General features: G+C 51.7%; 21 protein-coding genes and 1 tRNA gene. 7 read left to right on the forward strand and 15 right to left on the reverse strand.

The window, feature by feature from the left end:
* Positions 1 to 65 precede the first annotated feature (65 nt).
* The 3 genes from ACAW87_RS06865 to uvrA all read left to right on the forward strand — a co-directional run bounded on the left by ACAW87_RS06865 (position 66) and on the right by uvrA (position 5,423).
* Positions 66 to 1,523 (forward strand): DUF1800 domain-containing protein, encoded by a 1,458-nt coding sequence (locus tag ACAW87_RS06865; protein ID WP_370722496.1) that lies wholly within the window; start codon positions 66 to 68, stop codon positions 1,521 to 1,523.
* A 17-nt stretch (positions 1,524 to 1,540) separates the two neighbouring features.
* On the forward strand, positions 1,541 to 2,770 hold the full coding sequence (locus tag ACAW87_RS06870; protein ID WP_370722499.1) for a DUF1501 domain-containing protein: 1,230 nt from the start codon (positions 1,541 to 1,543) through the stop codon (positions 2,768 to 2,770).
* A 112-nt stretch (positions 2,771 to 2,882) separates the two neighbouring features.
* Positions 2,883 to 5,423 carry an excinuclease ABC subunit UvrA gene (gene uvrA / locus ACAW87_RS06875; RefSeq protein ID WP_370722501.1) on the forward strand — a complete coding sequence of 847 codons (2,541 nt, stop codon included), beginning with the start codon at positions 2,883 to 2,885 and terminating at the stop codon, positions 5,421 to 5,423.
* Between the two features lie 31 nt (positions 5,424 to 5,454).
* Here uvrA and ACAW87_RS06880 read toward each other — a convergent pair whose 3' ends face one another.
* Positions 5,455 to 5,931 (reverse strand): helix-hairpin-helix domain-containing protein, encoded by a 477-nt coding sequence (locus ACAW87_RS06880; RefSeq protein ID WP_370722502.1) that lies wholly within the window; start codon positions 5,929 to 5,931, stop codon positions 5,455 to 5,457.
* A 129-nt stretch (positions 5,932 to 6,060) separates the two neighbouring features.
* Positions 6,061 to 6,432 carry a DUF1304 domain-containing protein gene (locus tag ACAW87_RS06885; RefSeq protein ID WP_370722504.1) on the reverse strand — a complete coding sequence of 124 codons (372 nt, stop codon included), beginning with the start codon at positions 6,430 to 6,432 and terminating at the stop codon, positions 6,061 to 6,063.
* Between the two features lie 135 nt (positions 6,433 to 6,567).
* Between ACAW87_RS06885 and ACAW87_RS06890 the strand changes: the two genes are divergently transcribed.
* On the forward strand, positions 6,568 to 6,963 hold the full coding sequence (locus ACAW87_RS06890) for a hypothetical protein (protein WP_370722506.1): 396 nt from the start codon (positions 6,568 to 6,570) through the stop codon (positions 6,961 to 6,963).
* A 97-nt stretch (positions 6,964 to 7,060) separates the two neighbouring features.
* Here ACAW87_RS06890 and ACAW87_RS06895 read toward each other — a convergent pair whose 3' ends face one another.
* The 9 genes from ACAW87_RS06895 to ACAW87_RS06935 all read right to left on the reverse strand — a co-directional run bounded on the left by ACAW87_RS06895 (position 7,061) and on the right by ACAW87_RS06935 (position 14,038).
* Positions 7,061 to 7,501, reverse strand: coding sequence for a DUF4488 domain-containing protein (locus ACAW87_RS06895; protein ID WP_370722507.1), 441 nt, complete (start codon positions 7,499 to 7,501; stop codon positions 7,061 to 7,063).
* Positions 7,502 to 7,506: 5 nt separating this feature from the next.
* Entirely contained in the window at positions 7,507 to 7,866 is a 360-nt protein-coding gene (locus ACAW87_RS06900) for a VOC family protein (RefSeq protein ID WP_370722509.1), read from the reverse strand.
* Between the two features lie 138 nt (positions 7,867 to 8,004).
* Complete coding sequence (locus ACAW87_RS06905) at positions 8,005 to 8,340, reverse strand: HepT-like ribonuclease domain-containing protein (protein ID WP_370722510.1); 336 nt, start codon at positions 8,338 to 8,340, stop codon at positions 8,005 to 8,007.
* Positions 8,333 to 8,623 (reverse strand): nucleotidyltransferase family protein, encoded by a 291-nt coding sequence (locus ACAW87_RS06910; protein ID WP_370722511.1) that lies wholly within the window; start codon positions 8,621 to 8,623, stop codon positions 8,333 to 8,335. The genes ACAW87_RS06905 and ACAW87_RS06910 overlap by 8 nt, the downstream gene beginning before the upstream one ends.
* A 131-nt stretch (positions 8,624 to 8,754) precedes the next feature.
* Entirely contained in the window at positions 8,755 to 9,618 is an 864-nt protein-coding gene (locus tag ACAW87_RS06915) for a sigma-70 family RNA polymerase sigma factor (protein WP_009282104.1), read from the reverse strand.
* A gap of 72 nt (positions 9,619 to 9,690) precedes the next feature.
* On the reverse strand, positions 9,691 to 11,826 hold the full coding sequence (pnp, locus tag ACAW87_RS06920; protein WP_370722514.1) for a polyribonucleotide nucleotidyltransferase: 2,136 nt from the start codon (positions 11,824 to 11,826) through the stop codon (positions 9,691 to 9,693).
* Positions 11,827 to 12,141: 315 nt separating this feature from the next.
* Positions 12,142 to 12,417, reverse strand: coding sequence for a 30S ribosomal protein S15 (gene rpsO, locus ACAW87_RS06925; RefSeq protein ID WP_370722516.1), 276 nt, complete (start codon positions 12,415 to 12,417; stop codon positions 12,142 to 12,144).
* 131 nt (positions 12,418 to 12,548) lie between these two features.
* Positions 12,549 to 13,415: a sterol desaturase family protein gene (locus ACAW87_RS06930; protein WP_370722518.1), complete on the reverse strand. Its 867-nt coding sequence runs from the start codon at positions 13,413 to 13,415 to the stop codon at positions 12,549 to 12,551.
* 182 nt (positions 13,416 to 13,597) lie between these two features.
* On the reverse strand, positions 13,598 to 14,038 hold the full coding sequence (locus ACAW87_RS06935) for an OsmC family peroxiredoxin (protein WP_370722520.1): 441 nt from the start codon (positions 14,036 to 14,038) through the stop codon (positions 13,598 to 13,600).
* Positions 14,039 to 14,279: 241 nt separating this feature from the next.
* Between ACAW87_RS06935 and ACAW87_RS06940 the strand changes: the two genes are divergently transcribed.
* A complete protein-coding gene (locus ACAW87_RS06940) occupies positions 14,280 to 15,869 on the forward strand; it encodes a GNAT family N-acetyltransferase (RefSeq protein WP_370722522.1) in 1,590 nt (529 codons plus the stop codon).
* Positions 15,870 to 15,991: 122 nt separating this feature from the next.
* Here ACAW87_RS06940 and ACAW87_RS06945 read toward each other — a convergent pair whose 3' ends face one another.
* The 4 genes from ACAW87_RS06945 to purL all read right to left on the reverse strand — a co-directional run bounded on the left by ACAW87_RS06945 (position 15,992) and on the right by purL (position 20,689).
* Positions 15,992 to 16,381 (reverse strand): ribosomal maturation YjgA family protein, encoded by a 390-nt coding sequence (locus ACAW87_RS06945; RefSeq protein WP_370722523.1) that lies wholly within the window; start codon positions 16,379 to 16,381, stop codon positions 15,992 to 15,994.
* 11 nt (positions 16,382 to 16,392) lie between these two features.
* Positions 16,393 to 17,280, reverse strand: coding sequence for a glycerophosphodiester phosphodiesterase family protein (locus ACAW87_RS06950; RefSeq protein ID WP_370722525.1), 888 nt, complete (start codon positions 17,278 to 17,280; stop codon positions 16,393 to 16,395).
* Between the two features lie 193 nt (positions 17,281 to 17,473).
* A complete protein-coding gene (gene truA, locus ACAW87_RS06955; RefSeq protein WP_370722527.1) occupies positions 17,474 to 18,241 on the reverse strand; it encodes a tRNA pseudouridine(38-40) synthase TruA in 768 nt (255 codons plus the stop codon).
* A gap of 99 nt (positions 18,242 to 18,340) precedes the next feature.
* Positions 18,341 to 20,689, reverse strand: a complete 2,349-nt coding sequence (gene purL, locus ACAW87_RS06960; protein ID WP_370722529.1) for a phosphoribosylformylglycinamidine synthase subunit PurL — start codon at positions 20,687 to 20,689, stop codon at positions 18,341 to 18,343.
* Positions 20,690 to 20,826: 137 nt separating this feature from the next.
* Between purL and ACAW87_RS06965 the strand changes: the two genes are divergently transcribed.
* A tRNA-Ser gene (locus tag ACAW87_RS06965) sits at positions 20,827 to 20,911 on the forward strand.
* 253 nt (positions 20,912 to 21,164) lie between these two features.
* Positions 21,165 to 22,430, forward strand: a complete 1,266-nt coding sequence (locus ACAW87_RS06970) for a site-specific integrase (RefSeq protein WP_370722530.1) — start codon at positions 21,165 to 21,167, stop codon at positions 22,428 to 22,430.
* Positions 22,431 to 22,541 lie beyond the last annotated feature (111 nt).

Consider the following 22,541-nt stretch of genomic DNA (forward strand, 5'->3'; position numbering starts at 1 on the left):
TGCGCAAGTTTATGCCGCCGATGGCATTTTATGAGTAGCTAGTCTATCTTTTCACCCCCAATTCTATGCACGCGATCAGTAAGCAACAGCAACTTCAGCACCTGTATTGGAGGGCCGGTTTTGGCGCTACGCCTGCCCTTGTGCAGCGTGACAGCCGCCGTGCCATCAAAAAAGTGGTTCAAGACCTCTTGCACAGCCCTGTTCCGTTTGCGCCCCTCACTGTGGTCGAGTCAACCCAACTCGTTGACCGGAAGAACCTGCGGGGCATGGCGCGTACCGGCATGATCGACCGCGACATGTTAAAACAACGTTTGAAAGAAAATGCCGAACACATTCGTGATCTGAACGTCCTGTGGGTCGAACGTATGGGCACTGATCAGGATGTGTTGCGCGAAAAAATGGCGCTGTTCTGGCATGGTCATTTTGCCTGTCGTGTGCTGAACCCGGTGGCCATTCAGCAGTATCTGAACACGATTCGAAAACATGCACTGGGTACGTTCGGTGAGTTACTGATGGCGGTATCGAAAGAGCCCGCTATGCTTCAGTTTCTGAACAATCAGCAGAATCGTAAAAATGCACCGAACGAGAATTTCGCCCGCGAGGTGATGGAGTTATTTACCCTCGGCCGCACCGACGGCGAGGCAATCAACTACACGGAAGCCGACGTAAAAGATGCCGCCCGTGCCTTTACGGGCTGGGGTTATAACGCCGAGGGTGAGTTTATCTTCCGGCAAAATCAGCACGATAAAGACACCAAAACGATTTTTGGTCAGTCGGGTACGTTTGCGGGCGAAGACGTGATTCGGCTGTTGCTGGAACGCAAACAGACCGCCCGCTTCGTCACCGCCAAGATCTACCGGTTCCTGGTTGACGAGCAAGCCACCGACGCTACCGCCAAAGCCCGCATCGCTATCCTCGCCGACCGATTCTACAACAAGGGCTACGACATCAGCGATCTGCTGGAAAACATCTTTACTGCCGACTGGTTCTACGACGCTAGTGTGGTAGGAAACCGCATCAAGTCACCAGTCGAGTTACTGGCAGGAATGCAACATACACTGGGGCTTACGTTCGACCAGAAACAGTCGATCATTCTAATTCAGCGCACGTTGGGTCAGGTGCTGCTCTATCCGCCAAACGTGGCGGGCTGGCCGGGTGGGCGTAACTGGATCGACAGTTCGAGTCTGTTGTTCCGCATGAAGCTACCCGATTTGCTGTTGCAGGCAGGGCAGATCGCCATTAAACCGAAAGATGACGGTGACGTAAACACCGAAATTCTTTCGCGCCGAAACCGGGGAACCATACAGTCCACTGCCAACTGGCAAACGTTCGAGGCTGCCTTCACCGATGTTAGCCCCGAAAAACTACCCGACGAACTGGCCCATCATCTGTTACAACAGCCCCTGGGCAACACACAACGGGCTACCATACTGAAACGGCTGAAGCCGAACAGCTCCCACACCGATCAGGTACGCCTGTTAACAGCAGCCATCATGGCCCTGCCCGAGTATCAACTTTGCTAGTTTAACCGACACTCCGTATGCTACGCAGACAATTTTTAAAGAAGTCGGCCCTCACCACGGCCGGCACCATGCTGATTCCGCACTTTCTGAAGGCCTACGAGCTAAATCAGTTAGGCATGGCCCCGGCAACGGGCAAAACGCTGGTGATCGTCCAATTATCGGGCGGTAACGATGGGCTGAATACCGTTGTCCCCTACCGGAATGATATATACTATCGGGAACGTCCCACACTGGCTATTCCCAGCGATAAAGTTCTGACCCTCAACGACGAAGTAGGCTTTAATCCGGCGCTGGAGTCGTTAAAATCGCTGTATGATGACGGCCTGGTCACGGTGATCAACAATGTTGGCTACCCCAACCCCGACCGATCGCATTTTCGATCGATGGACATCTGGCAAACAGCCAGTGATTCTGACAAGTACACGAATACCGGCTGGCTTGGGCGCTACCTGGACGCCAACTGCACCGGTGCCGCCGCCTGTCAGCCGCACCGCGCTGTTGAGGTCGACGACACCCTGAGCCTCGCTCTGAAAGGAAGCCACGTGAACGGGCTGGCCATGCTGAATCCGCAAAAACTATATAACCAGACGCGGGGCGGCGTGATTGAAGGGCTCGCCAAAGCAAGCCACGACGATGAGCACAACAACGTATCGTACCTCTACAAAACACTGGCCGAAACAGTCTCGTCGGCGGCTTACGTGTATGACAAATCAGCCAAAACGGCCAGCCCGGTGAACACCACTAAAGGAACGTACCCGACTAGTGAACTGGGTAGCCGACTAAAAACCGTATCGGAACTGATTCAATCGGGGGTGAGCACGAGTGTGTATTACATTTCTATCTCTGGCTTCGACACCCACATTAATCAGCCGAACCAGCAGGAACGGCTGTTGCGGCAATACGCCGATGCGGTGAAGGCGTTCATGGGCGACATGAAAGCCACAAACCGGCAGAATGACGTGTTGCTGATGACCTTTTCAGAGTTTGGCCGTCGGGTGAAACAGAATGCCAGCAACGGTACCGACCACGGCACAGCTAATAACGTTTTTCTGGTTGGCGGCGGATTGCAATCAGCTAGCGCCAGTAAAGTTTTCAACGAAGCTCCCAACTTAACCAGCTTGGACGAGGGCGATTTGAAGTACACCGTCGATTTCCGTACCATCTACGCCACCCTCCTCCGCGATTGGCTCAAAGCAGACGACACGGCCATTCTGGGTCGAAAGTTCGACACGCTGAAATTCGTGTAAGTACCTGTCAATGGCCCCAAGTCTGGCCATTGGCTAACCTTAGCCGGATAATCCGTGGCAATTGGAAGCGGACGGGGGTCATTCCGGGTTGATTGGGTAGTAGCTTTTTAGCATGCAGACCGACTCAGACCAACCAACCCCAGCTCTACCCACCGGATTAGTCCGTGTATCGGGGGCACGGGAAAATAACCTCAAAAACGTATCGCTTTCCATTCCACGCGATTCACTTGTCGTCTTCACCGGCGTTTCAGGCTCCGGTAAGTCGTCACTGGCCTTCGGCACGTTGTACGCCGAAGCCCAGCGGCGTTATCTCGAATCGGTCTCGCCTTATGCCCGCCGGTTATTCAATCAAATGGCCGTACCCGAGGTCGATGAGATCGATGGTTTACCCCCGGCGGTGGCGCTTCAGCAACAACGGGGCGCACCCACCACGCGCTCGTCTGTGGGTAGCGTGACTACCCTGTCGAATTTGCTGCGGATGCTTTACTCCCGGGCAGGCGACTACCCGGCCGGTCAGTCTATTCTGTATGCCGAGTCCTTCTCAGCCAATACACCCGAAGGAGCCTGCCCGACATGCCATGGGTTGGGTCGCGTGTATGAAGTCACCGAAAAAACCATGGTACCCGACGATTCGCTATCGATTCGGGAGCGGGCTATTGCGGCTTGGCCAACTGCCTGGCACGGACAAAACCTGCGCGAGATTCTGATTACACTGGGCTACGACATTGATACCCCCTGGCGTGACCTGCCCCAAAAAGACCGCGATTGGATTCTCTTCACCGACGAACAGCCGATAGTTCCGGTGTATTCGGGCTGGGAACGCGACGACGTAAAACGGGCCATCGAGCGCAGGCTGACGCCCAGTTACATGGGTACGTTCACGGGTGCGCGCCGGTATGTTCAGCAAACATTTGCGACAACCAGTAGTGCGTTAATGAAAAAACGAGTATCGCGCTATATGCTCAGCGCCGAGTGCCCGCTATGTGGCGGCAAACGGTTGCGTCAGGAGTCGCTGTCTGTAACGTTCGAAGGGTATGACATCACGGAAATATCTCGCCTTTCGCTGGATAAGCTGACCGCGATCATGCAACCATATGCCGGGCCGCTAACCGGAAAAATGGCTGACATGGCCACTGGTGTGCCAGAGAAAGTGGCGGTAATCCAGCGCATAGCCACCGATCTGGTAGCTCGTCTCGATGTGTTGCTCGATCTGGGTCTGGGCTATCTGTCGCTGGAGCGAAGTACGCCCACGCTATCGCCGGGAGAGCATCAGCGACTTCGGCTTGCAACCCAGGTACGTTCTAACCTGTTCGGCGTGGTTTACGTGCTGGATGAACCCTCGGCAGGGCTTCACCCGGCAGATACCGAAGCACTGTTGCGTGCCCTGAACCGTCTGAAAGCCGCTGGCAACTCGTTGTTTGTTGTAGAACATGAACTAGACGTCATCAGGCAGGCCGACTGGATCATCGATGTGGGGCCGGAAGCCGGAGAACTAGGCGGCCGGATTCTGTACAGCGGTCCACCCCAGGGACTCAAGCAGGTTAAGGAGTCGAAAACACGGCCTTACCTTTTCAATGATCAGCCATTCCAAAGGCCTACTCCTCGCCCTAATACAGGTTGGCTTAAGTTGACGGGCGTGACCCGAAATAACCTTCAGGATGTAGACGTAGCCTTCCCTCTGGGCGTGTTAACCAGTGTAACAGGCGTATCTGGCTCGGGCAAATCCAGTCTCATCAGTCAGGTATTGGTTGAACTGGTTTCCGATGCATTGGGAAGTCAGTTGCCTGACGAGGACGAAGCCAACTCACTTGAGGATGTGGCACCTGTCACGCTTGGCGGCACTATCCAGTCCGGCATGGACCGGATAAAGCGACTGGTGCAGGTAGACCAGAAACCTATCGGCCGTACCCCCCGCTCCAATTTGGCAACTTACACGGGCCTTTTCGATCACGTTCGTAAGCTTTTTTCGATGACGAAACTGGCAAAATCCCGTCACTACGATGCTGGTCGCTTCTCGTTCAACGTGGCCAAAGGACGTTGCGAGAAATGCCAGGGCGAAGGTTTTGTGATGGTTGAACTCCTGTTTTTGCCCAGCGTTTACACGCCTTGTCCCGTTTGTCACGGCGCTCGCTACAACGCCCAAACGCTAGAGGTCACTTATCAGCATAAAAACATCGCTGATGTATTGAGCCTGACTGTCGACGAAGCCTATGCCTTCTTCGACGGCGAACCGACGATACGCCGGTCACTTCATGTGTTACGCGAGGTAGGGCTTGGCTATCTTCGACTTGGTCAACCCGCTACTGAATTGTCGGGTGGAGAGGCACAACGGATTAAACTGGCGACTGAATTACAACGCGTAGGCCACGGAAACACACTGTACATATTAGATGAACCCACCACCGGTTTACACCCGGCCGATGTGGAAAGGCTGGTTACTCAGCTTGATGGGCTGGTTGAAGCAGGTAATACTGTCATCGTCGTCGAACACGACATGCGCGTGGTAGCCGGCAGCGATTGGGTTATCGATATTGGGCCCGGTGCAGGTGAACAAGGCGGGCGAGTCGTTGTCGCTGGTTCGCCGGGCGACGTAGCGAAGTCACCCGAGAGCCGTACCGCAACGTACCTGAACCGGTTTCTAGGTAAAGTATGAGGAGACATGCTTTAACGCTTAAAACGGTTTTTTACTCGTTGATAGCCCGGCGTGAGGGCGGCAATGGGTGCATATTTCGGGCACGCTCAGGCCATTCGGTAGCATCATGAATGCGAAACTGAAGACCAGCAGCTGCCAGAATGGCCCGGATTTGATCGACGGGGGTATTGGCTAGCTGTTTAAACGTACGCACTCCGCCAGCGATTAACAGCGCCGCTACTTCAGGCCCGATGCCTTCTACGGTAATAAAATTGTCGACAACGTCCATTCGGGGATCATCAGCCGAGGGCTCTTCAAGCGAGATGATCTCGACATGGGTGCCGTCTTTTTCGTTGGTGATATCGATCGTCTCCGCCTGAACGCCATCCATGGAATCGTGGGTATCGGCCAGCTCGGTTATTGAATTATTGGGACCGATAAACACATCCAATGTTGTGTTTTCGTCAATGACCAGTGAATTGTCTGGTTCGTTCGTGTCGCTGCTGGCAGTGTGTGATTGAGTAGCCATATTCATCAGTTTTAGTAGGTATTCAAACTACTAGTATGACAAGTCGGCTGTTCAGGCAACTTATTTAGTGGAGTATATTGACTGTCTGACAAGGATCAGGAGCCATTACTCTTTTGCCATTGCATACGGTTACGCCCCCCAAATCAGCAACATTATCAGGGCGATGATGGCAGGTAATGCCTGTACGAAAAAGATTTTTCGGGATGCGGTTAGCGCGCCGTAGATCCCGGCAATTATGACACAGCTCAGAAAGAAGATGGCCACGTTTGCTTTCCAGATAGGGTCAGTAATGAAGAACGTCCAAAGCAGGCCAGCAGCCAGAAAACCGTTGTACAATCCCTGATTAGCCGCCATTTTTTTGGTTGGTTTGAACAAATCAGCGGGCATGGCTCCCTTGAAAATCGCTTTACCCCGGGTCTCCCAGGCAAACATTTCAAACCACAAGATGTACAAATGTTCAACGGCTACTAAGCCAATCAGAAGCGCTGTTAGTAGGTGCATAGCGTGTATAGTTAGCTCAAATTTTCAATCATTTATTTAAAGACAAGCAACTCTATAGACCGATCTCCCATCCTTAGGCTACCTGCTAAAAACAGTATGCAGGCTATCTCCTAACTTTCAATCGGTTTTACTGCTATGCACTCCTTTTTCGTTTCTGTCGTGCTGATCATCGCCATCAGCATTGCCTCCGTGGCCGGTCCCATCCGGCAGGGCAGACGTAATCAGCCTACTAAACTCGTCCACTTCGAAGCCGGCATTATGATCACCGGCAGTGGCAAACTGCGCGTGAATGTAGACAAACAATTGGGTGGTCAGGTCTATATTCAGTTAATGGACCGCAGAGGATCGGTCTGCTACACTCGCACGTTATACGCTGATGAAGAGTTGATTCGACTAGACCTTGATCTAAGCCGTCTGCCCTCTAATCAGTATGTACTGAAAATTTCGAATGGCCTTGAGATGATCACGCGCGACGTCAAAATCGAGGCCATCGCGCCCGTCGAGGTAACCCGTTCGGTAACCTTACAATGAGCTAATCATAAGCAGGCTATCCACGGCACCCCGAACGCGTAAATTGATCCTCCAGGCTAGTGCTTCTCCAATTTAATTTTTTGAATAAGTAGCGAGATTAGTTTACGCGTTTGTATTTTTCGATAATGATGTGGTCAATACCTGCTTTTTCTACTTTTTCGACACCCCGCTGAATCAGCGTATCGTCGACGAACGTCACGGTGAAGTCGAACTTGTTACCCTCCCACCGTTTATCGCCGAAGTATTCCAGGTATTCAGTGTACTGGTCATTGGTCAGCGTATATTTTCCACCACCGGCACTGAATGGGGCTGCTGTTGAATCGGCAGCTGTGCCCATATCGTGGTTGAGAAATGCGAAATGGCTGGCGTTAATAATCTTGATCATTTTCCGCTTTGGGTCAAACGTAGATGTTGTTTTGCCATTTTCTGTACTGCTTGCACTGACCAGTTCCCACGTACCAATCAAGGAAGGTGAGGCCTGCTTACAACCGAAGATCAGTAACGAGATGAGCGCAAAGGCTCCAATACGGATTGTCATGGGGGTTACTTTTGGGTGAATTCGATAAATTCTATGCGGTTACCGAACGGATCGCGAATAAAGAACCGGTCGCGTCCTTCAATAACTGACGAATAAGTGATTTCTACCCCTTTGGCCGCTAATTCCTGCCGGGCACCACTCAGGTCGAGCACTTCAAACGCAGGGTGCCGTAACGAAAAAATGCCGCCCGCCTCTTCGCGCAGATGCAATTGGATATCAGCGATTTCGAACCAGATGGCGCCACCAGGATGCTCCCCAGGAATCTCAGTCAACCCCAGTACTTCTGAATAAAAAGCCCGCGCTTCCTCCGTTTTCTGCTCTGGTATGGCAACCAGTACATGGTCAAGTCGAGTAAATTGAATCATTCCTGTTTTAGTCTATGCGCGAATCTTGCTCCACAATTGCTTTCTTCCAACCAACTCACAAAAAAAGCCCGCCGAAGCGAGCTTTCCTTAATCTGTTTGTACGTCGTTCAGGTACGTCCCAATCCCTTCTGACTAGCGTTATCTGGATATTGGTTGAAGCAACGTAAGCAACGCGGGAAGAAACTCTGTTTTGATTTCCCAAACGATTGAATAATCAATACCCATATAATCGTGAACAATTCGATTTCTGAAGCCACGTATTTTATGCCAGTCGACATCCGGGTATTGATCTTTGAACTCGTCTGGCAGACGATTTGCAGCTTCTCCAATTATCTCGAAATTTCTAATGACGGCGTCAATTGTTTTATCATCATCAAGAAACAGCTCATAAGTCAACCCCTTACAGTATCGAATAATCTTCTCACCGCTGTCGATCATATCAGTTACCAGCAGTTTGGGATCACGCTTAGACATAGATAATCTCGGCTTCGATGGCTTTATAATAAGTGGGCTTCATCCCTTTTTTTGACACCAAGTCAACGGGTTTTCCAAGCCTGCTTTCCAGGAAATCAGCCAATTCTATAAACCCTATACCGATGGGTGCGTTAAATTCAACGATAATATCGATGTCGCTTTCAGGCCTAAAATCGTCACGCACTACCGAGCCAAACAGTCCCATTGACTGGATAGGGTATTTACTGCCCAACTCATGTCTGAGTTGTTTCAGCGTTTCTCGTATCGTTTCAAGTTGTGACATCGTAGCGCGGCAAGGTTTAGACTTATCTCGGCATTCCTCTCAGTATTAGTCAAACATAGGTAATGTAAACGTACCCACAAAAAAAGCCCGCCGAAGCGAGCTTTTCTTAATCTGTTTACGTACTACCAATCCTAACCGAGGTACGTCTTCAACGCTTTTGAGCGTGAGGTATGACGGAGGCGGCGAATGGCTTTCTCCTTGATCTGACGAACGCGTTCGCGGGTAAGGTTGAACTTCTCGCCAATCTCTTCCAGCGTCATGGCATGCTCACCGTTCAGGCCGAAATAGAGTGTAATCACGTCGGCTTCGCGCTGAGTCAGCGTCGAGAGGGCGCGTTGCACTTCCTTGCGGAGCGAATCGTTAATCAGGCCTGAGTCAGGCTTATCTTCACCGTCGTTTTCCAGTACGTCGAGCAGGCTGTTTTCTTCACCCTGTACAAATGGCGCATCCATCGATACGTGACGGCCCGAAATCTTGAGGGTATCTACCACCTCGGCGGCAGAAATCTCCAGTACGGCGGCCAGTTCTTCCGGTGAGGGTTCACGCTCGAATTTCTGCTCCAAATCAGAGAAAGTCTTCGAGATTTTATTGAGCGAGCCTACCCGGTTGAGGGGCAGACGAACAATACGAGACTGCTCGGCCAAGGCCTGCAAAATCGACTGGCGAATCCACCAAACGGCGTACGAAATAAATTTAAAGCCACGCGTCTCGTCAAAGCGCTGAGCGGCCTTGATCAAACCCAGGTTACCCTCGTTGATCAAATCGCCCAGGGAGAGACCCTGGTTTTGGTATTGCTTGGCAACCGATACCACGAAGCGGAGGTTGGCCTTTGTTAATCGTTCCAACGATAGTTGGTCTCCTTCCCGGATTTTCTGGGCAAGGGTTACTTCCTCGTCGGGCGTCAGCAGGTCAACCTTACCAATCTCCTGGAGGTACTTATCCAGTGACTGACTTTCGCGGTTGGTAATCTGTTTAGAAATTTTTAGCTGTCTCATGTATCTGCTGAGGATGGTGTCATACCGGCATTGCTACCGGTATGCGGGCATATTGCTTAATTGGTCAACAACCTATGCTTTAGTATTGTTCTCTGGCCTCGGTAATAGAGCCTTACGAGATAAACGGTATTTTCCCGTCTTCTTGTCAATCTCAACTAACTTAACGCGAACAACTTCACCAACCTGGAACACACCATCCATTGTTTCGAGACGCTCCCACTTCACTTCTGAGATGTGGAGTAGACCATCTTTACCCGGCAGGAATTCCACGAAGGCACCAAATGGTTGAACAGTCTTCACTTTGCCGTCATATATTTCGCCCACTTCAGCCGTTGCCGTGATGCCTTTAACGCGGCTCACTGCCTTATCCATGCTCTCTTTATTCGTAGCATAAATGCTAACGAAGCCCGATCCTTCACGCTCTTCGATGTTGACCGTAGCCCCAGATTCGCGCTGAATTTCCTGAACAACTTTACCGCCGGGCCCGATTACCGAGCCAATCTGATCCTGCGCAATCTTGATTACGTAGGCCCGTGGTGCGAATGGCTTCAGGTCGGGCTTCACAGCCTCCAGCCCTTTCTTCATTTCACCCAGGATATGCAACCGACCCGCACGCGCCTGATTTAGGGCTTCGGTCAGAATTTCGTACGACAGGCCATTCACCTTCATGTCCATTTGAACAGCCGTGATGCCTTTCTCCGTACCCGTTACTTTAAAGTCCATGTCGCCGAGGTGATCTTCATCGCCCAGGATGTCAGACAGAACGGCGTATTTGCCCGTCGCTTCGTCAGAGATCAGACCCATAGCAATACCAGCTACGGGTGCTTTGATTTTGATACCGGCATCCATCAGAGCCAACGTACCTGCGCAAACCGTTGCCATTGACGACGAACCATTCGATTCCAGGATATCAGACACGATACGGATCGTGTATGGGTTGTCGGCACCTTCGGGCAGCATGCCTTTCAGCGCACGGTGAGCCAGGTTACCATGACCAATTTCGCGACGGCTGGCGCCCCGGTTTGGTTTTACTTCACCCGTTGAGAAACCGGGGAAGTTATAGTGCAACAGGAATTTGTTGTAACCCTGCGTCAGCGCCTGATCAACAATTTGCTCATCGAGTTTGGTACCCAACGTAACGGTTGTCATCGATTGCGTTTCACCGCGCGTAAATACGGCTGAACCGTGGGCACGAGGCAGGTAATCGACTTCGCACTGGATGGGCCGAATCTCATCGAGCTTACGGCTATCGAGGCGATAGCGTTCGTTCAATACCAGATTCCGTGAAGCTTCCCAGACCACATCACTGAAGTATGTTTTCACGAGTGAGACGTTCACCCCCGAATCTTCAGGTAACGATGCGATGAACTCTTCACGAACAGCTTTAAACCCTTCAGAACGCGCTTTCTTACTCGCCTGACCTTTCAGCGCTACTTCGTAAACCTTATCATAGGTAGCCGCGTGAACCGCTTTCCGAAGTTCTTCGTCGTGCGTTTCGTGGTTGTAGGTACGTTTCTCGGTTTTGCCAACTTTCGCTTCGAGTTCTTTCTGAGCAGCACACTGCGCCTTGATGACGTCGTGAGCAATTTTCAGCGCCTCTACGACTTCAGCTTCCTGGCACTCTTTCATTTCACCTTCCACCATGTTGATATCGTTGGCGTTGGCCGCTACGATCAGGTCTAGGGTGGCGCGCTCCAATTCAGAAGCGAGCGGGTTCACTTTATATTGTCCGTCGATTTTAGCAACGCGGACTTCAGAAATCGGACCGTTAAAAGGAATATCCGACACGGCTAGGGCAGCCGAAGCAGCCAAAGCAGCCAATTGATCGGGCAGCACTTCAGGGTCGGCCGAGATCAGGGTAATCATTACCTGCGTATCGCCGTGGAAGTCTTCGGGGAAGGTGGGCCGCAGAGCGCGGTCGACCAAACGGGAGATCAAAATTTCGTAATCTGACAACCGGCCTTCGCGACGTTGGAAACTACCCGGAATACGACCCGCTGATGCGAATTTTTCCTGGTAATCAACCGAAAGGGGAAGGAAGTCGATGCCTTCGCGGGCATCTTTACTTGCTACAACAGTAGCCAGCAACATGGTGTCGCCCAACCGGACAACAACGGCTCCGTCGGCCTGACGGGCCAATTTGCCGGTTTCAATGGTAATTTCCCGACCATCGGGAAGCGCAACCGTTTGCGTGGTGACTTGAAACATACAACAGATTTAGATTCTCGCTACAACAGCTTTAAAACATCACTTGGATTCACTCCTACCGCTTTCACCACAAAAAAGAAATTACCAGACAACCCGGTTTTAGTAAGCGGAAGGTCTATCACCTTCACTAAGCAGCCTCACTGCCAAAGCAACCTGCTTCTGGGACTTCTTTAGTACGTGCTACGGGTAGTTGACGGGGGCACCAGTCGGCGAAAATTTGTCAACTACTACTTAGACGATCAAATCAATGAATGGGTACATAAGAAAAACAGGGAACTCGGTGACGAGTTCCCTGTTTTTTGACAACCTGTCCGCTTACTTACGGATGCCAAGGGCGACCAATACGGCCCGATAGCGGTTGATATCTTTACGTTGGAGATAATCCAACATGCTGCGACGCTTACCTACCAGTTTCAGCAATCCCTGACGGGTGCTGTAATCATGCTTGTGCGCCTTAAGGTGCTCAGTCAAATGAGAAATCCGGTACGTAAACAACGCAATCTGAGATTCTGCTGACCCAGTGTCCCCCGGAGTTTTTTGGGCACCCTGCGTAGCGAAAATTTCCTGTTTTTTTTCAGATGGTAAATACATCGTCAGACAGCTTTTTGTTTACAAATTTATTTTACAGCCGCAAAGGTAGGAAAAATGAATTAGGAATTAAGAATTATGAATGAAGAATGGCGCTGCTTGCATAACATCTTCGGCTGTAGCGGCGCCATTCTTCATTCATAATTCTTAATTCTTAATTGTTTAGTCGTTTTCCTAGATCCGTCGTGGCTCCAGCCGGGGGGACCGAAAAGGTAACCGAGGGCGTTGCGAAATGAACCGGCATGACGAAGATCCCTGGCTATTTCGTCCCACTCGTGGAACGCGATTCGGATTGGGTTGTAAGAGCCTACATTTTTGGTGAGGCCGTAAGTGGGTCGGTGCATTTCCGGCTGGAAGGTGCCGAACAGGCGATCCCAGATGATGAGTACGCCCGCGTGGTTTTTATCCAGATACACCAGGTCAGAGCCGTGGTGAACACGGTGGTGCGACGGGGTATTGAACAGCCACTCAATGGGTGCAGGCAAGCGTTTGATCAATTCCGTGTGAATCCAGAATTGATACAGCAGGCTAATTGACTGCATAGTCATGATGGCGAGTGGTGCAAAGCCCAGCAAGGGCAGCCAAAGCCAGAAAATGAATGAGCCTGTCAACGTACCTGTCCAGGTCTGGCGAACGGCTGTGCTGAGGTTATACTTCTGCGAGGAGTGATGCACCACATGCGACGCCCAGAACCAGCGGCTTCCGTGGCTAATTCGGTGGAACCAGTAGTAGCTGAAATCTTCGGCGAAGAATAAGACCACCCACGGCCATACCTCCGCCATATCGATGGTGAACAGTCGAAATTGATACACCAGTGTATAAGCAGCCAGGGCAAAGGCCTTTCCCACGAAACCGACGATCACACTGCCAATGCCCATCGTAATGCTACTGGCGCTGTCTTTTGTTTCGTAATGGTCGCGTTGTTGCCAGGCCGTGATTCCCACTTCCGCTGCGATTAATACCACAAAGGCCGGAATAGAGTAATTAACCAGATCGTTCATAGTTTTTCGATGAATGATGCAAATCTAGGTACGTTTCGGCAAAAAAATACCCGCCACAACAAGCCGTTGAGCGGGTAAACTTTTTCAGGTACGCGAGTCTTTTCGTTTTGGGCTGTGGGTTGCTGTCGAAGGGCCACGCGACAGTAACCTACAGCCCAAAACGAAGAGACGTGATCGTATTACTACACCAGCGTAGCGGTCAGCGTCAGTGTGATATCGGGCGAAAGCGCGCGGGAGATGATGCAGTTTTTCTTGGCATCATTGGCGATCTCTTCAAATTTAGCCTGATCGATGCCGGGTACGCTGCCGGTCAGCACCAGGTCAACGGCAGTGATGGTCAGTGTATCCATGTCCATCGTCAATACGGCTTTCGTTTCCAGGTTGGTGGGCGTGAAACCCTGCTGACCCATTGTGGCACCAGTAGCCATAGTGAAACAGCCGGCGTGAGCAGCAGCTAACAGCTCTTCGGGGTTTGTACCCGCGCTACCATCTTCACTCTGAAAACGAGTTTTGAATGAAAAAGGCGTGCTGTTCAATACGCCGCCGGTGGCCGATAATGTGCCAGTCCCTTCTTGCAGGCTTCCCGACCAGGTGGCCGATGCTCTGCGTTTTGCTTGTGCCATAGTTTTGGTTTGACGTTTAACGTTTGGTGTTCAACGTATGCCTCTACAACTAATCAGATAGGCCGGATTGTTTTGAACTGCCCGTTTACTTTTTTGATCGTAGATCACAGCGTAGGTACGTTAGGCAAATTGCAATGTTTTGGGTCTACACGAAGTCTATTCTATTTTTAGTACTCCGAAACCAAGCCAACCGTGCCGCTTGTTGGTTTAAAAAGAAGAAACTTCACCTACTCCATTACCCATGCGCATTGTAAGCAGGAATCTCAAAAAAAGTGACTACGCCGATCTGAAAGAGGCTATGATCGAGTCGTACAGTGGCATCGGTGGCGATTATTGGGAGAAAAACCTGATTGATAAACTGGTCAATATTTTCCCTGACGGGCAGTTCTGCGTGGAAGTCGATGATAAAGTAGTGGCCTGTGCGCTGGCTATCCGGGTTAAATACGCTGACTTTGGCGACAGCCATACCTTCGAGGAAATCACCGGTGAATACACCTTCGATACCCATACCAATAAGGGCGACTGGCTTTATGGCATTGAAGTCTTTGTGCACCCCGACTATCGCGACCTGCGGTTAGGCCGCCGCCTCTACGACGCGCGCAAGGAACTGTGTGAACAGTTAAACATTAAAGGCATTCTGGCCGGTGGCCGGATTCCCAATTACCGGAAATATTCGGATGAACTGTCGCCACGCGAGTTCATTACCCGGGTAAAGCAAAAAGACATTTACGACCCTACGCTTTCGTTTCAGCTATCAAACGATTTCCACGTCAAGAAAGTCCTGCGCGGTTATTTGCCCGGCGACACCGAATCGAAGGAATACGCAACGTTGCTGGAGTGGAACAACATTTATTACGTTGCCGAAAAAGACCGTAAGCCGCATACCGACTCTATTATCCGACTGGGTGTGGTGCAGTGGCAGATGCGGCATTTCCCCGACATCAAATCATTCTTCGATCAGGTCGAGTTTTTCACCGATGTGGTGTCTGATTACAAGGCTGATTTTCTGGTGTTGCCCGAGTTTTTTAACACGCCGCTGATGGCTCAGTTTAAGGATATGCCCGAACCACAGGCCATTCGCGAACTGTCGAAATACACGGATGAGGTGCGCGAGAAAATGTGCTCGTTCGCCATTTCCTACAATGTGAATATCATTGCCGGCTCCATGCCGCTGATGGACGATGGTAAACTCTACAACGTATCCTACCTCTGCCGCCGCGATGGGTCGTTTGAAGAATACCGAAAAATTCACATCACACCCAACGAGGTAAAATTCTATGGTATGGTGGGTGGCTACGAGGTTAAAACCTACGATACCGACTGCGGTAAAATCGGGATGATGATCTGCTACGACGTTGAATTTCCCGAACTAGGCCGGGCCTTAGCCGCTCAGGGTGCACAAATCATCTTCGTCCCCTTTCTGACCGATACACAGAATGGTTATTATCGGGTGCGGAACTGCGCCCAGGCGCGGGCCATTGAAAACGAGTGTTACGTAGCCATTTCCGGCTGTGTGGGCAACCTGCCGAACGTACCCAACACCGATATTCACTACGCCCAATCGGCAGTGTTTACGCCGTCAGATTTCCAGTTTCCCAACAACGCGATCAAAGCCGAAGCAACGACAAACACCGAGATGGTCCTCTTCGCTGACGTCGATGTGTCGTTGCTGAAAGAGCTGCACGAATACGGTTCTGTGCAAAATCTGAAAGATCGCCGCACCGATTTGTATGAAGTCTCAATGAAACGCCCATCACGTCGTGGCCCGAAGAAAGCCTCTCCTGATAATGACCCTGAGCAAGTAGCGCCTGTGATCGTGGTGTCGCAGTAATTTCCTTCGCGATCTATATTATTGCTGACGCGCGTCCCTTCGACAGGCTCAGGGTGAAAACCTTGAGCCTGTCGAAGGGACGCGCGTCAGCAATAATATAGTCAAAGTTGACATTCACCTAATCAACACTTTGCTTGTCTAGTCAGCCGATAATCAACCCACGCACCAATCATAATACCAACGCTGTAGCAGATCAGATCGGTCCACAGAAAGCCGAAGCCTAGCACCAGACCGCCTAAACGGGTTGACCGTACCGAATCGATCCACGGCGCATGGTAAAGTTGGCTGAATTCAATGCTGAAGGAGAAAAGCAACGCCAGTAGAGCAACCCGCCGCGTTGGCTGCCGATTGAACACGAGCGCAATCCCGAAGAAGACCATTAACGCCCAAAGTGTGTCGCCTATGTAGGCATTAATAAACGAAGGCAGGTACATGCCGAATTGCCTTGATGCTAATCCTAACACCAAAACACCCGCAGTCAGGCCACTATAAATGAGTCTGTTCCGGTTCACCGTCCCACGATTTATTTCAACGCACGAGCTACTTCCAGTGGACGGTCTGTAGAGAGCATATCGGCACCGGCAGTAACCCATTCGTTGTACAGATTATCCCCTTTAGCGGCGGCCTGTTTATCGAGGTTACCTAACGTACCTAGAATCGTGGCGATGCCCTTGGCGTGCAGGAAGGTGTAAAGGCTGGGCTCGGGTGCTTTCACGCCGACAAAGGCAAACATCCGGTTATCGGGAATGTTCAGTTCGTGCAGTTGATTGTATTCAGCCTCATTCCGAATTGTCACGGAGATCATCAGTTCGGGGGCCAGTTTGTTCACCAGTGCGGCGTCTTTGGCATTGTAAGTAATGATGGCGACGTTGTTTTGCGTCTTCGTCTTCCGTACGTGTTCGACCACCTTCGCAAAGGACACATTCCGCTTTACATCGAGCGTAAACATCGCCCCACGTTTCCGACCCCAGTTCAGCGTTTCTTCCAAAGTAGGCACCCGGAACGCGGTTGGGTTGCCCTGATTATCTTCCAGCTTCACCTGCTGCACCTCGGCGTAGGTACGTTCGATGAGTTTACCCGTTCCGGTCGTAGTGCGGTCGAGGGTAGCGTCGTGCATCATCACCAGCACGCTGTCTTTGGTCAAGTCGATATCGCATTCGATGACGGCTGGTGCGTCTGGGCGTTCAATTTGTCCGGTCACGTAGTCAAACGATTCGATGCAGTTTTCGGGAAAGCCCCGCAGATCACCCCCACCTCGGTGTACGGAAATGAGTGGATGTTGGCCAGCCACGTACCTGAACCGTTCGGTTGCCCGGATAGCTGACTTGGCTGGTGTCGTTTTCGGCGAACAACCGGCGAAGAGGCTGGCAAGTGTGAGGGTGTAAACTAGTGAAGATGAGAAGCGATTCATGGGGAAGTGTTTGTGATGGAGTGTATTTTTTGTCATCCCGAAGAATGAGGGATCGTGGCGTTCCGGTTGAAAGAGTCAGGCGCGCTCAGAAGGAACGCCACGATCCCTCCTTACGTCGGGATGACAAAAAATCATTCAGTCTAACATGTAGTTGTATCGTGGCAACCTTCTATTTTGAGACCAAGCAACGTACCTAGCCATTATCAAACCGTCGCGTCAGCACGGTGTCTGGGTACGTTACTTCGGTTAAGAATAAGCCACTGGCGGGGGCGGCGCGGCTGGCCATCGTGCGGTCTTCGGCCCGGATGATCGCCTCGAACTGGTCGAGGGTCATGCGGTGCTGGCCAATATCAAGCATTGTACCGACGATACAGCGTACCATGCCGTAGAGAAACCGGTCGGCTTTGATATGGAAAATCAGCGACTCGTCGGTCTGCTCCCACTCGGCCCGCATCAGCTTACAGTGGTAGTGGTTTACGTTAGTCCGGACTTTACTAAAGCTTTTAAAATTGCTATACGTCAACAGCAGTGCAGCCGCTTCGTTCATCAGCGGAATATCGAGAGTTGGCCGGAAGATGTAGCTCTGGTTCGGCAGGAACGCGCTTTTCTGCCGACGAATGTGGTATTGGTAATACCGCGCTTTGGCCGAAAACCGGGCGTGATCGGTGGGCCCAACAGGGAAGATTCGATAGATCGCAATACCGTCAGGCAGCATATTGTTCAGCGAATGCACCAGCAGATCATGTTCAGGCAGTTCACCCTCTATCTCGAAATGCGCGTACTGCTGCCGGGCATGAACGCCCGCGTCGGTGCGGCCGCTGCCAACAATGTAAATCGGTTGACTGAGCCGTTTGGTCAGCGTTTCTTCCAGCACCTGCTGCACCGAAATTCCGTTCGGCTGAAACTGCCAGCCGTGGAAATCAGTGCCCTTATAACTCAGTTCAATAAAATAACGCTGCATCAGAAAGTAGCACCGAAGCTCCAGCTTCGGTAGTAATTGAGCTGTTTACTACTACCGAAGCTGGAGCTTCGGTGCTACATATCTGACGCCGAAGGCAAATTACGCCATGATCTTGCCCAGGGCGTTGTTGTACAAATCCGACGCTTCGGCGGTGGCAATCACGGTTTGGCCATCGACAACGAAATCGGCGGCGGTGACGTCACCAATGTTGCTGTAGGCTACACGGGCGTGCTCCATGAACTGCTCGAAGGCAGCCTGTTGGTCAGCCGTTACCGAGACGATGACGCGGCTCTGGCTTTCGCCGAACAGGTAGGCATCTTTCCGGTAGTCGCTGTCGGTTGTGATGGCGAAACCGGTACCGCCGGCCATGGCCGACTCAGCCACGGCAACGAACAGGCCACCATCCGAAATATCGTGCGCCGATGAAATCACTTTCTTCGTGATCAACTGCTTCACGACCGATTGCAGCGTCAGTTCCTGATCGATATCGAACGCAGGGGCTGGCGATGCTTTTACGCCACGGTACGAGTACAGGTACTCCGACGAGGCGATGTCGTTTTGTGACGAGCCGATCAGGTAAATGGTATCACCTGCCTGACGGAAGTTGAGCGTCATGCGGTTGTCGGGCTTTTCCATCAGGCCCAGCATCCCGATCGTTGGCGTCGGGAACACCGGTCCGTCATCCGACGACTGGTTGTAGAAGCTCACGTTACCACCTGTCACCGGCGTTTCGAAGCGGCGGCAGGCTTCGCCCATGCCTTTTACGGCTTCTACAAAATGCCAGTATACTTCAGGTACGTAGGGGTTACCAAAGTTCAGGTTGTTGGTCACGGCCAGCGGCTCGCCACCCGTACACACCACGTTCCGGCAGGCCTCAGCCACGGCAATTTGCGCGCCTACATATGGGTTAGCGTTCACGTACCGGCTGTTGCAATCGACGGTGATGACGATCGATTTCTCCGACTTGGGAATACCCGCGCCTTTCACCCGTACTACGGCCGCATCTGACGGTGCGTTGGTCGTACGGTTGCTCGTGCCCACCATTGAATCGTACTGCTGCGATACCCACTGCCGTGAACAGATATTTGGGTGACTCAACAAATGTTTAGCCACCGCGCTCAGTTCGTCGGTTGTAACATCGGCGACGCTGGCGATGCGGAATTTGGCAAACTCTTTGATGTAGGCAGGCTCGGTATATTCGCGGCGATATTGAGGTGCACCTCCACCCAGCACCAGGTCGTGGGCAGGTACGTCGGCCACTAGTTTACCGTAACGGTAGAAATGCAGACGGCCAATGCCATCTTCCGGGGCAGCGGTCACTTCACCGATTTGGGCGCAGTGCAGATCCCACTTATCGAAAATACCCTGGATGATGCTCTCTTTACCTTTTTCGACCACCACCAGCATCCGCTCCTGCGATTCTGACAGCAGAATCTCGAACGGCGCCATGTTTTGCTGACGCGTCGGTACTTTGTCGAGGTCGATGATCATACCGTGTTCACCTTTCGCGCTCATTTCGGAGGTCGAGCAGATGATACCGGCCGCGCCCATGTCCTGAATACCGATCACGTACCCGGTGGCAATGATTTCGAGCGTGGCTTCGAGCAGTAGCTTCTCCATGAACGGATCACCCACCTGCACGGCAGGCAGCTTGTCGGTCGAAGCGGCGGTGATGTCTTCGGAGGCGAACGTGGCGCCGTGGATACCGTCTTTTCCCGTTGCCGAACCAACGATAAACACCGGATTACCAACGCCGTAGCTCGTTGCTTTGGCGCTTTTGCCCACTTCCACAATACCCGCCGAGAACGCGTTCACCAGCGGATTGGTGTTGTAGCACTCATCGAAATAGATTTCGCCGCCAACCGTGGGAATACCAAAGGCATTACCATAGTCGCCGATACCTTTCACGACGCCACGCAGCAGCCGACGCGTTTTGGGCAGGCTCAGATCACCGAAGCGGAGTGAGTTCAATTGGGCAATGGGCCGGGCACCCATCGTGAAAATATCGCGGTTGATCCCGCCCACGCCCGTTGCGGCACCCTGATAAGGTTCCAGCGCTGAGGGGTGGTTATGCGACTCGATCTTGAACGAACAGGCCAGTCCGTCGCCGATATCGACCAGGCCCGCGTTTTCGTCACCGGCTTTGGCCAGCATCCGGTCTGAGTCGCGGGGAAGCGTTTTGAGCCAGATAATGGAGTTCTTATACGAACAGTGTTCCGACCACATCACCGAGAAGATGCTGAGTTCGGTAAAGTTGGGCTGACGGCCGAGGATGGCGACAATCCGGTCAAATTCTTCGGGTAGCACCCCCAGTTTGCGGGCGGTTTCGACGGTAGGAATGGGATCTAGACTAGTCTGCGGTTGTTCGGGAGCGTTCACAGTGCGTACCACAAAGGGAGAAAAATGGAAGATGATAACGAGCTGATCGGGTGGGTTATACCCGTTCATTATCAAGCCGGTAAGCCAAAATGACCCAGACTTGACAGGGCAAAAATAGGCTTTTTTGCCCGTTCGGGGCCATTTTTTTCGCGCCCCTGCTTGACAAATGTCAGAAATAACCCTACTTTTGCATCATCGAATCACACAGAGAGATGGCAGAGTGGTCGATTGCGGCGGTCTTGAAAACCGCTGACTGTAACAGGTCCGGGGGTTCGAATCCCTCTCTCTCTGCAAGTGCTGAAAAGCAACTCATTCATTCACTGACCGAACCACGTAGAAACCTACGTGGTTCTTTCGTTTGGCCCTTTCCTAACCGCCACAGCGGCTTTACAAAGCCGTTTTAACTCGGTCGCACCCGAGGTTACGTCAACCAGCTCCGGTTACGTCTGGCATTTTATAGGATTATTATAACATATGACTGGACTGCAATTTGTGGAATCAATCTTCCACAATTTATGGTACACTCATGTATAACATTAACCGAATGGCTCTCCTATTCTGGTTCCGAAAATCCACCCAAAACGAAGAAGAAGGTAATCTTCAGATGCGTCTCACTTACAACGCCCAACGTGAAGAATTAGGCTCAACCCACATTCAGTGCAAGAAATCCCAATGGGATCAAGAAAATCAGTGTTTCAAAGGCAAGTCCGTCTGGGCTCAGGAGCAAAACATCAAACTCACCAAACTCACCAAACGGATCGATACCCTGACCGAAAACCTGGAACGGGATGGTCATGAACTCAACGCAGCCCTTATCAAAGACTTTTTCAAGCTGCAGCATCGCCCCAGTGGCCAACCCGGAGCAGGAATTGTACACCGACGTACCTTGTTTACGTTTCCAGATCTGGTCTTATTTCACACCGAACACCAGACAAAACGCTTCAAGCTGGATAAGATCAGTCAGGCGACACTCGATATCCAGGCTAATTATGCGGCCAACATCAACGAGTACCTGGTCCTGATCAAGCGCGATAAGCTGCCCGCAACTTCCATGAACGATGAATTCATGGAAGATCTGGAACTCCATCTATCCGAAGTCGAAGAATTTGGAGGCCCTCACATCGAGAAGCATCTAAAGTTTGTCAAGCAGGTAATGAAGTGGTGCTGTGCCAGGCAACTGATCAAACGCAATCCAATCGCAGAATACGTAGTCGAGTCCAACGATGAAGAACCCGACACGACTCACCTGACTATTACCGAACTGCAACGCCTGATCGATTTCAACTTTCATGCCCTGGTCGCCGAAGGCAAGATGCATATGATTACGGCCAACACACTCTCAGCAGAACGGGATGCCTTTGTCTTTAACTGCTTCACCGGCATGCACCACTGCGATTACACCAACAAACTGTTCCGCATCGAGCGTGATCAATCCGACGTCTACTGGCTCACCGGCAAACGCCAGAAGACCGGCAAGGAGTTTTTCTTGAAACTGCTCGAGCCAGCCGTAGCTATACTGCTTCAGTATGGTGGTGACCTGGCTGATCTGCCCGCCAAATCCAACCAGAGGCGCAACGATTCGCTGAAATTTATCGCTGTCCACGTCGAGTTACCTTACAACCTGTCGACCAAAATAGCCCGAAAAACCTTCGCCGATCTGGCGTTGAACGAGATGCTCATCGGTGCCGATGACGTGGCCACCATGCTCGGCCTGCGCAGTACCAAACGCCTGCGCCACTACGTGCGGCCGCGACGTGAACGCCTGGCAAAGCTGCTCACCAGTTGGAGTGAACTCGCTCCAGCAGCGTAACTCATTATTTATCTGGCCTTTGCGATCAAAACAAATGCTTTCTAAAAAGTTGCACCCTTTTGATCGATGAATTGCCAGATAGACAGGCATTTAAAGGCATCGTATCTCTTT

The sequence above is a fragment of the Fibrella aquatica genome, assembly GCF_041321135.1.
GTDB lineage: Bacteria > Bacteroidota > Bacteroidia > Cytophagales > Spirosomataceae > Fibrella > Fibrella aquatica.

Excerpts from the sequence above, each read along its gene's own strand:
- ACAW87_RS06865 (WP_370722496.1), top strand. The coding sequence starts at position 66 with ATGCACGCGATCAGTAAGCAACAGCAACTTCAGCACCTGTATTGGAGG.
- ACAW87_RS06870 (WP_370722499.1), top strand. The coding sequence starts at position 1,541 with ATGCTACGCAGACAATTTTTAAAGAAGTCGGCCCTCACCACGGCCGGC.
- uvrA (WP_370722501.1), top strand. The coding sequence starts at position 2,883 with ATGCAGACCGACTCAGACCAACCAACCCCAGCTCTACCCACCGGATTA.
- ACAW87_RS06880 (WP_370722502.1), bottom strand. The coding sequence starts at position 5,931 with ATGGCTACTCAATCACACACTGCCAGCAGCGACACGAACGAACCAGAC.
- ACAW87_RS06885 (WP_370722504.1), bottom strand. The coding sequence starts at position 6,432 with ATGCACCTACTAACAGCGCTTCTGATTGGCTTAGTAGCCGTTGAACAT.
- ACAW87_RS06890 (WP_370722506.1), top strand. The coding sequence starts at position 6,568 with ATGCACTCCTTTTTCGTTTCTGTCGTGCTGATCATCGCCATCAGCATT.
- ACAW87_RS06895 (WP_370722507.1), bottom strand. The coding sequence starts at position 7,501 with ATGACAATCCGTATTGGAGCCTTTGCGCTCATCTCGTTACTGATCTTC.
- ACAW87_RS06900 (WP_370722509.1), bottom strand. The coding sequence starts at position 7,866 with ATGATTCAATTTACTCGACTTGACCATGTACTGGTTGCCATACCAGAG.
- ACAW87_RS06905 (WP_370722510.1), bottom strand. The coding sequence starts at position 8,340 with ATGTCTAAGCGTGATCCCAAACTGCTGGTAACTGATATGATCGACAGC.
- ACAW87_RS06910 (WP_370722511.1), bottom strand. The coding sequence starts at position 8,623 with ATGTCACAACTTGAAACGATACGAGAAACGCTGAAACAACTCAGACAT.
- ACAW87_RS06915 (WP_009282104.1), bottom strand. The coding sequence starts at position 9,618 with ATGAGACAGCTAAAAATTTCTAAACAGATTACCAACCGCGAAAGTCAG.
- pnp (WP_370722514.1), bottom strand. The coding sequence starts at position 11,826 with ATGTTTCAAGTCACCACGCAAACGGTTGCGCTTCCCGATGGTCGGGAA.
- rpsO (WP_370722516.1), bottom strand. The coding sequence starts at position 12,417 with ATGTATTTACCATCTGAAAAAAAACAGGAAATTTTCGCTACGCAGGGT.
- ACAW87_RS06930 (WP_370722518.1), bottom strand. The coding sequence starts at position 13,415 with ATGAACGATCTGGTTAATTACTCTATTCCGGCCTTTGTGGTATTAATC.
- ACAW87_RS06935 (WP_370722520.1), bottom strand. The coding sequence starts at position 14,038 with ATGGCACAAGCAAAACGCAGAGCATCGGCCACCTGGTCGGGAAGCCTG.
- ACAW87_RS06940 (WP_370722522.1), top strand. The coding sequence starts at position 14,280 with ATGCGCATTGTAAGCAGGAATCTCAAAAAAAGTGACTACGCCGATCTG.
- ACAW87_RS06950 (WP_370722525.1), bottom strand. The coding sequence starts at position 17,280 with ATGAATCGCTTCTCATCTTCACTAGTTTACACCCTCACACTTGCCAGC.
- truA (WP_370722527.1), bottom strand. The coding sequence starts at position 18,241 with ATGCAGCGTTATTTTATTGAACTGAGTTATAAGGGCACTGATTTCCAC.
- purL (WP_370722529.1), bottom strand. The coding sequence starts at position 20,689 with ATGAACGGGTATAACCCACCCGATCAGCTCGTTATCATCTTCCATTTT.
- ACAW87_RS06970 (WP_370722530.1), top strand. The coding sequence starts at position 21,165 with ATGGCTCTCCTATTCTGGTTCCGAAAATCCACCCAAAACGAAGAAGAA.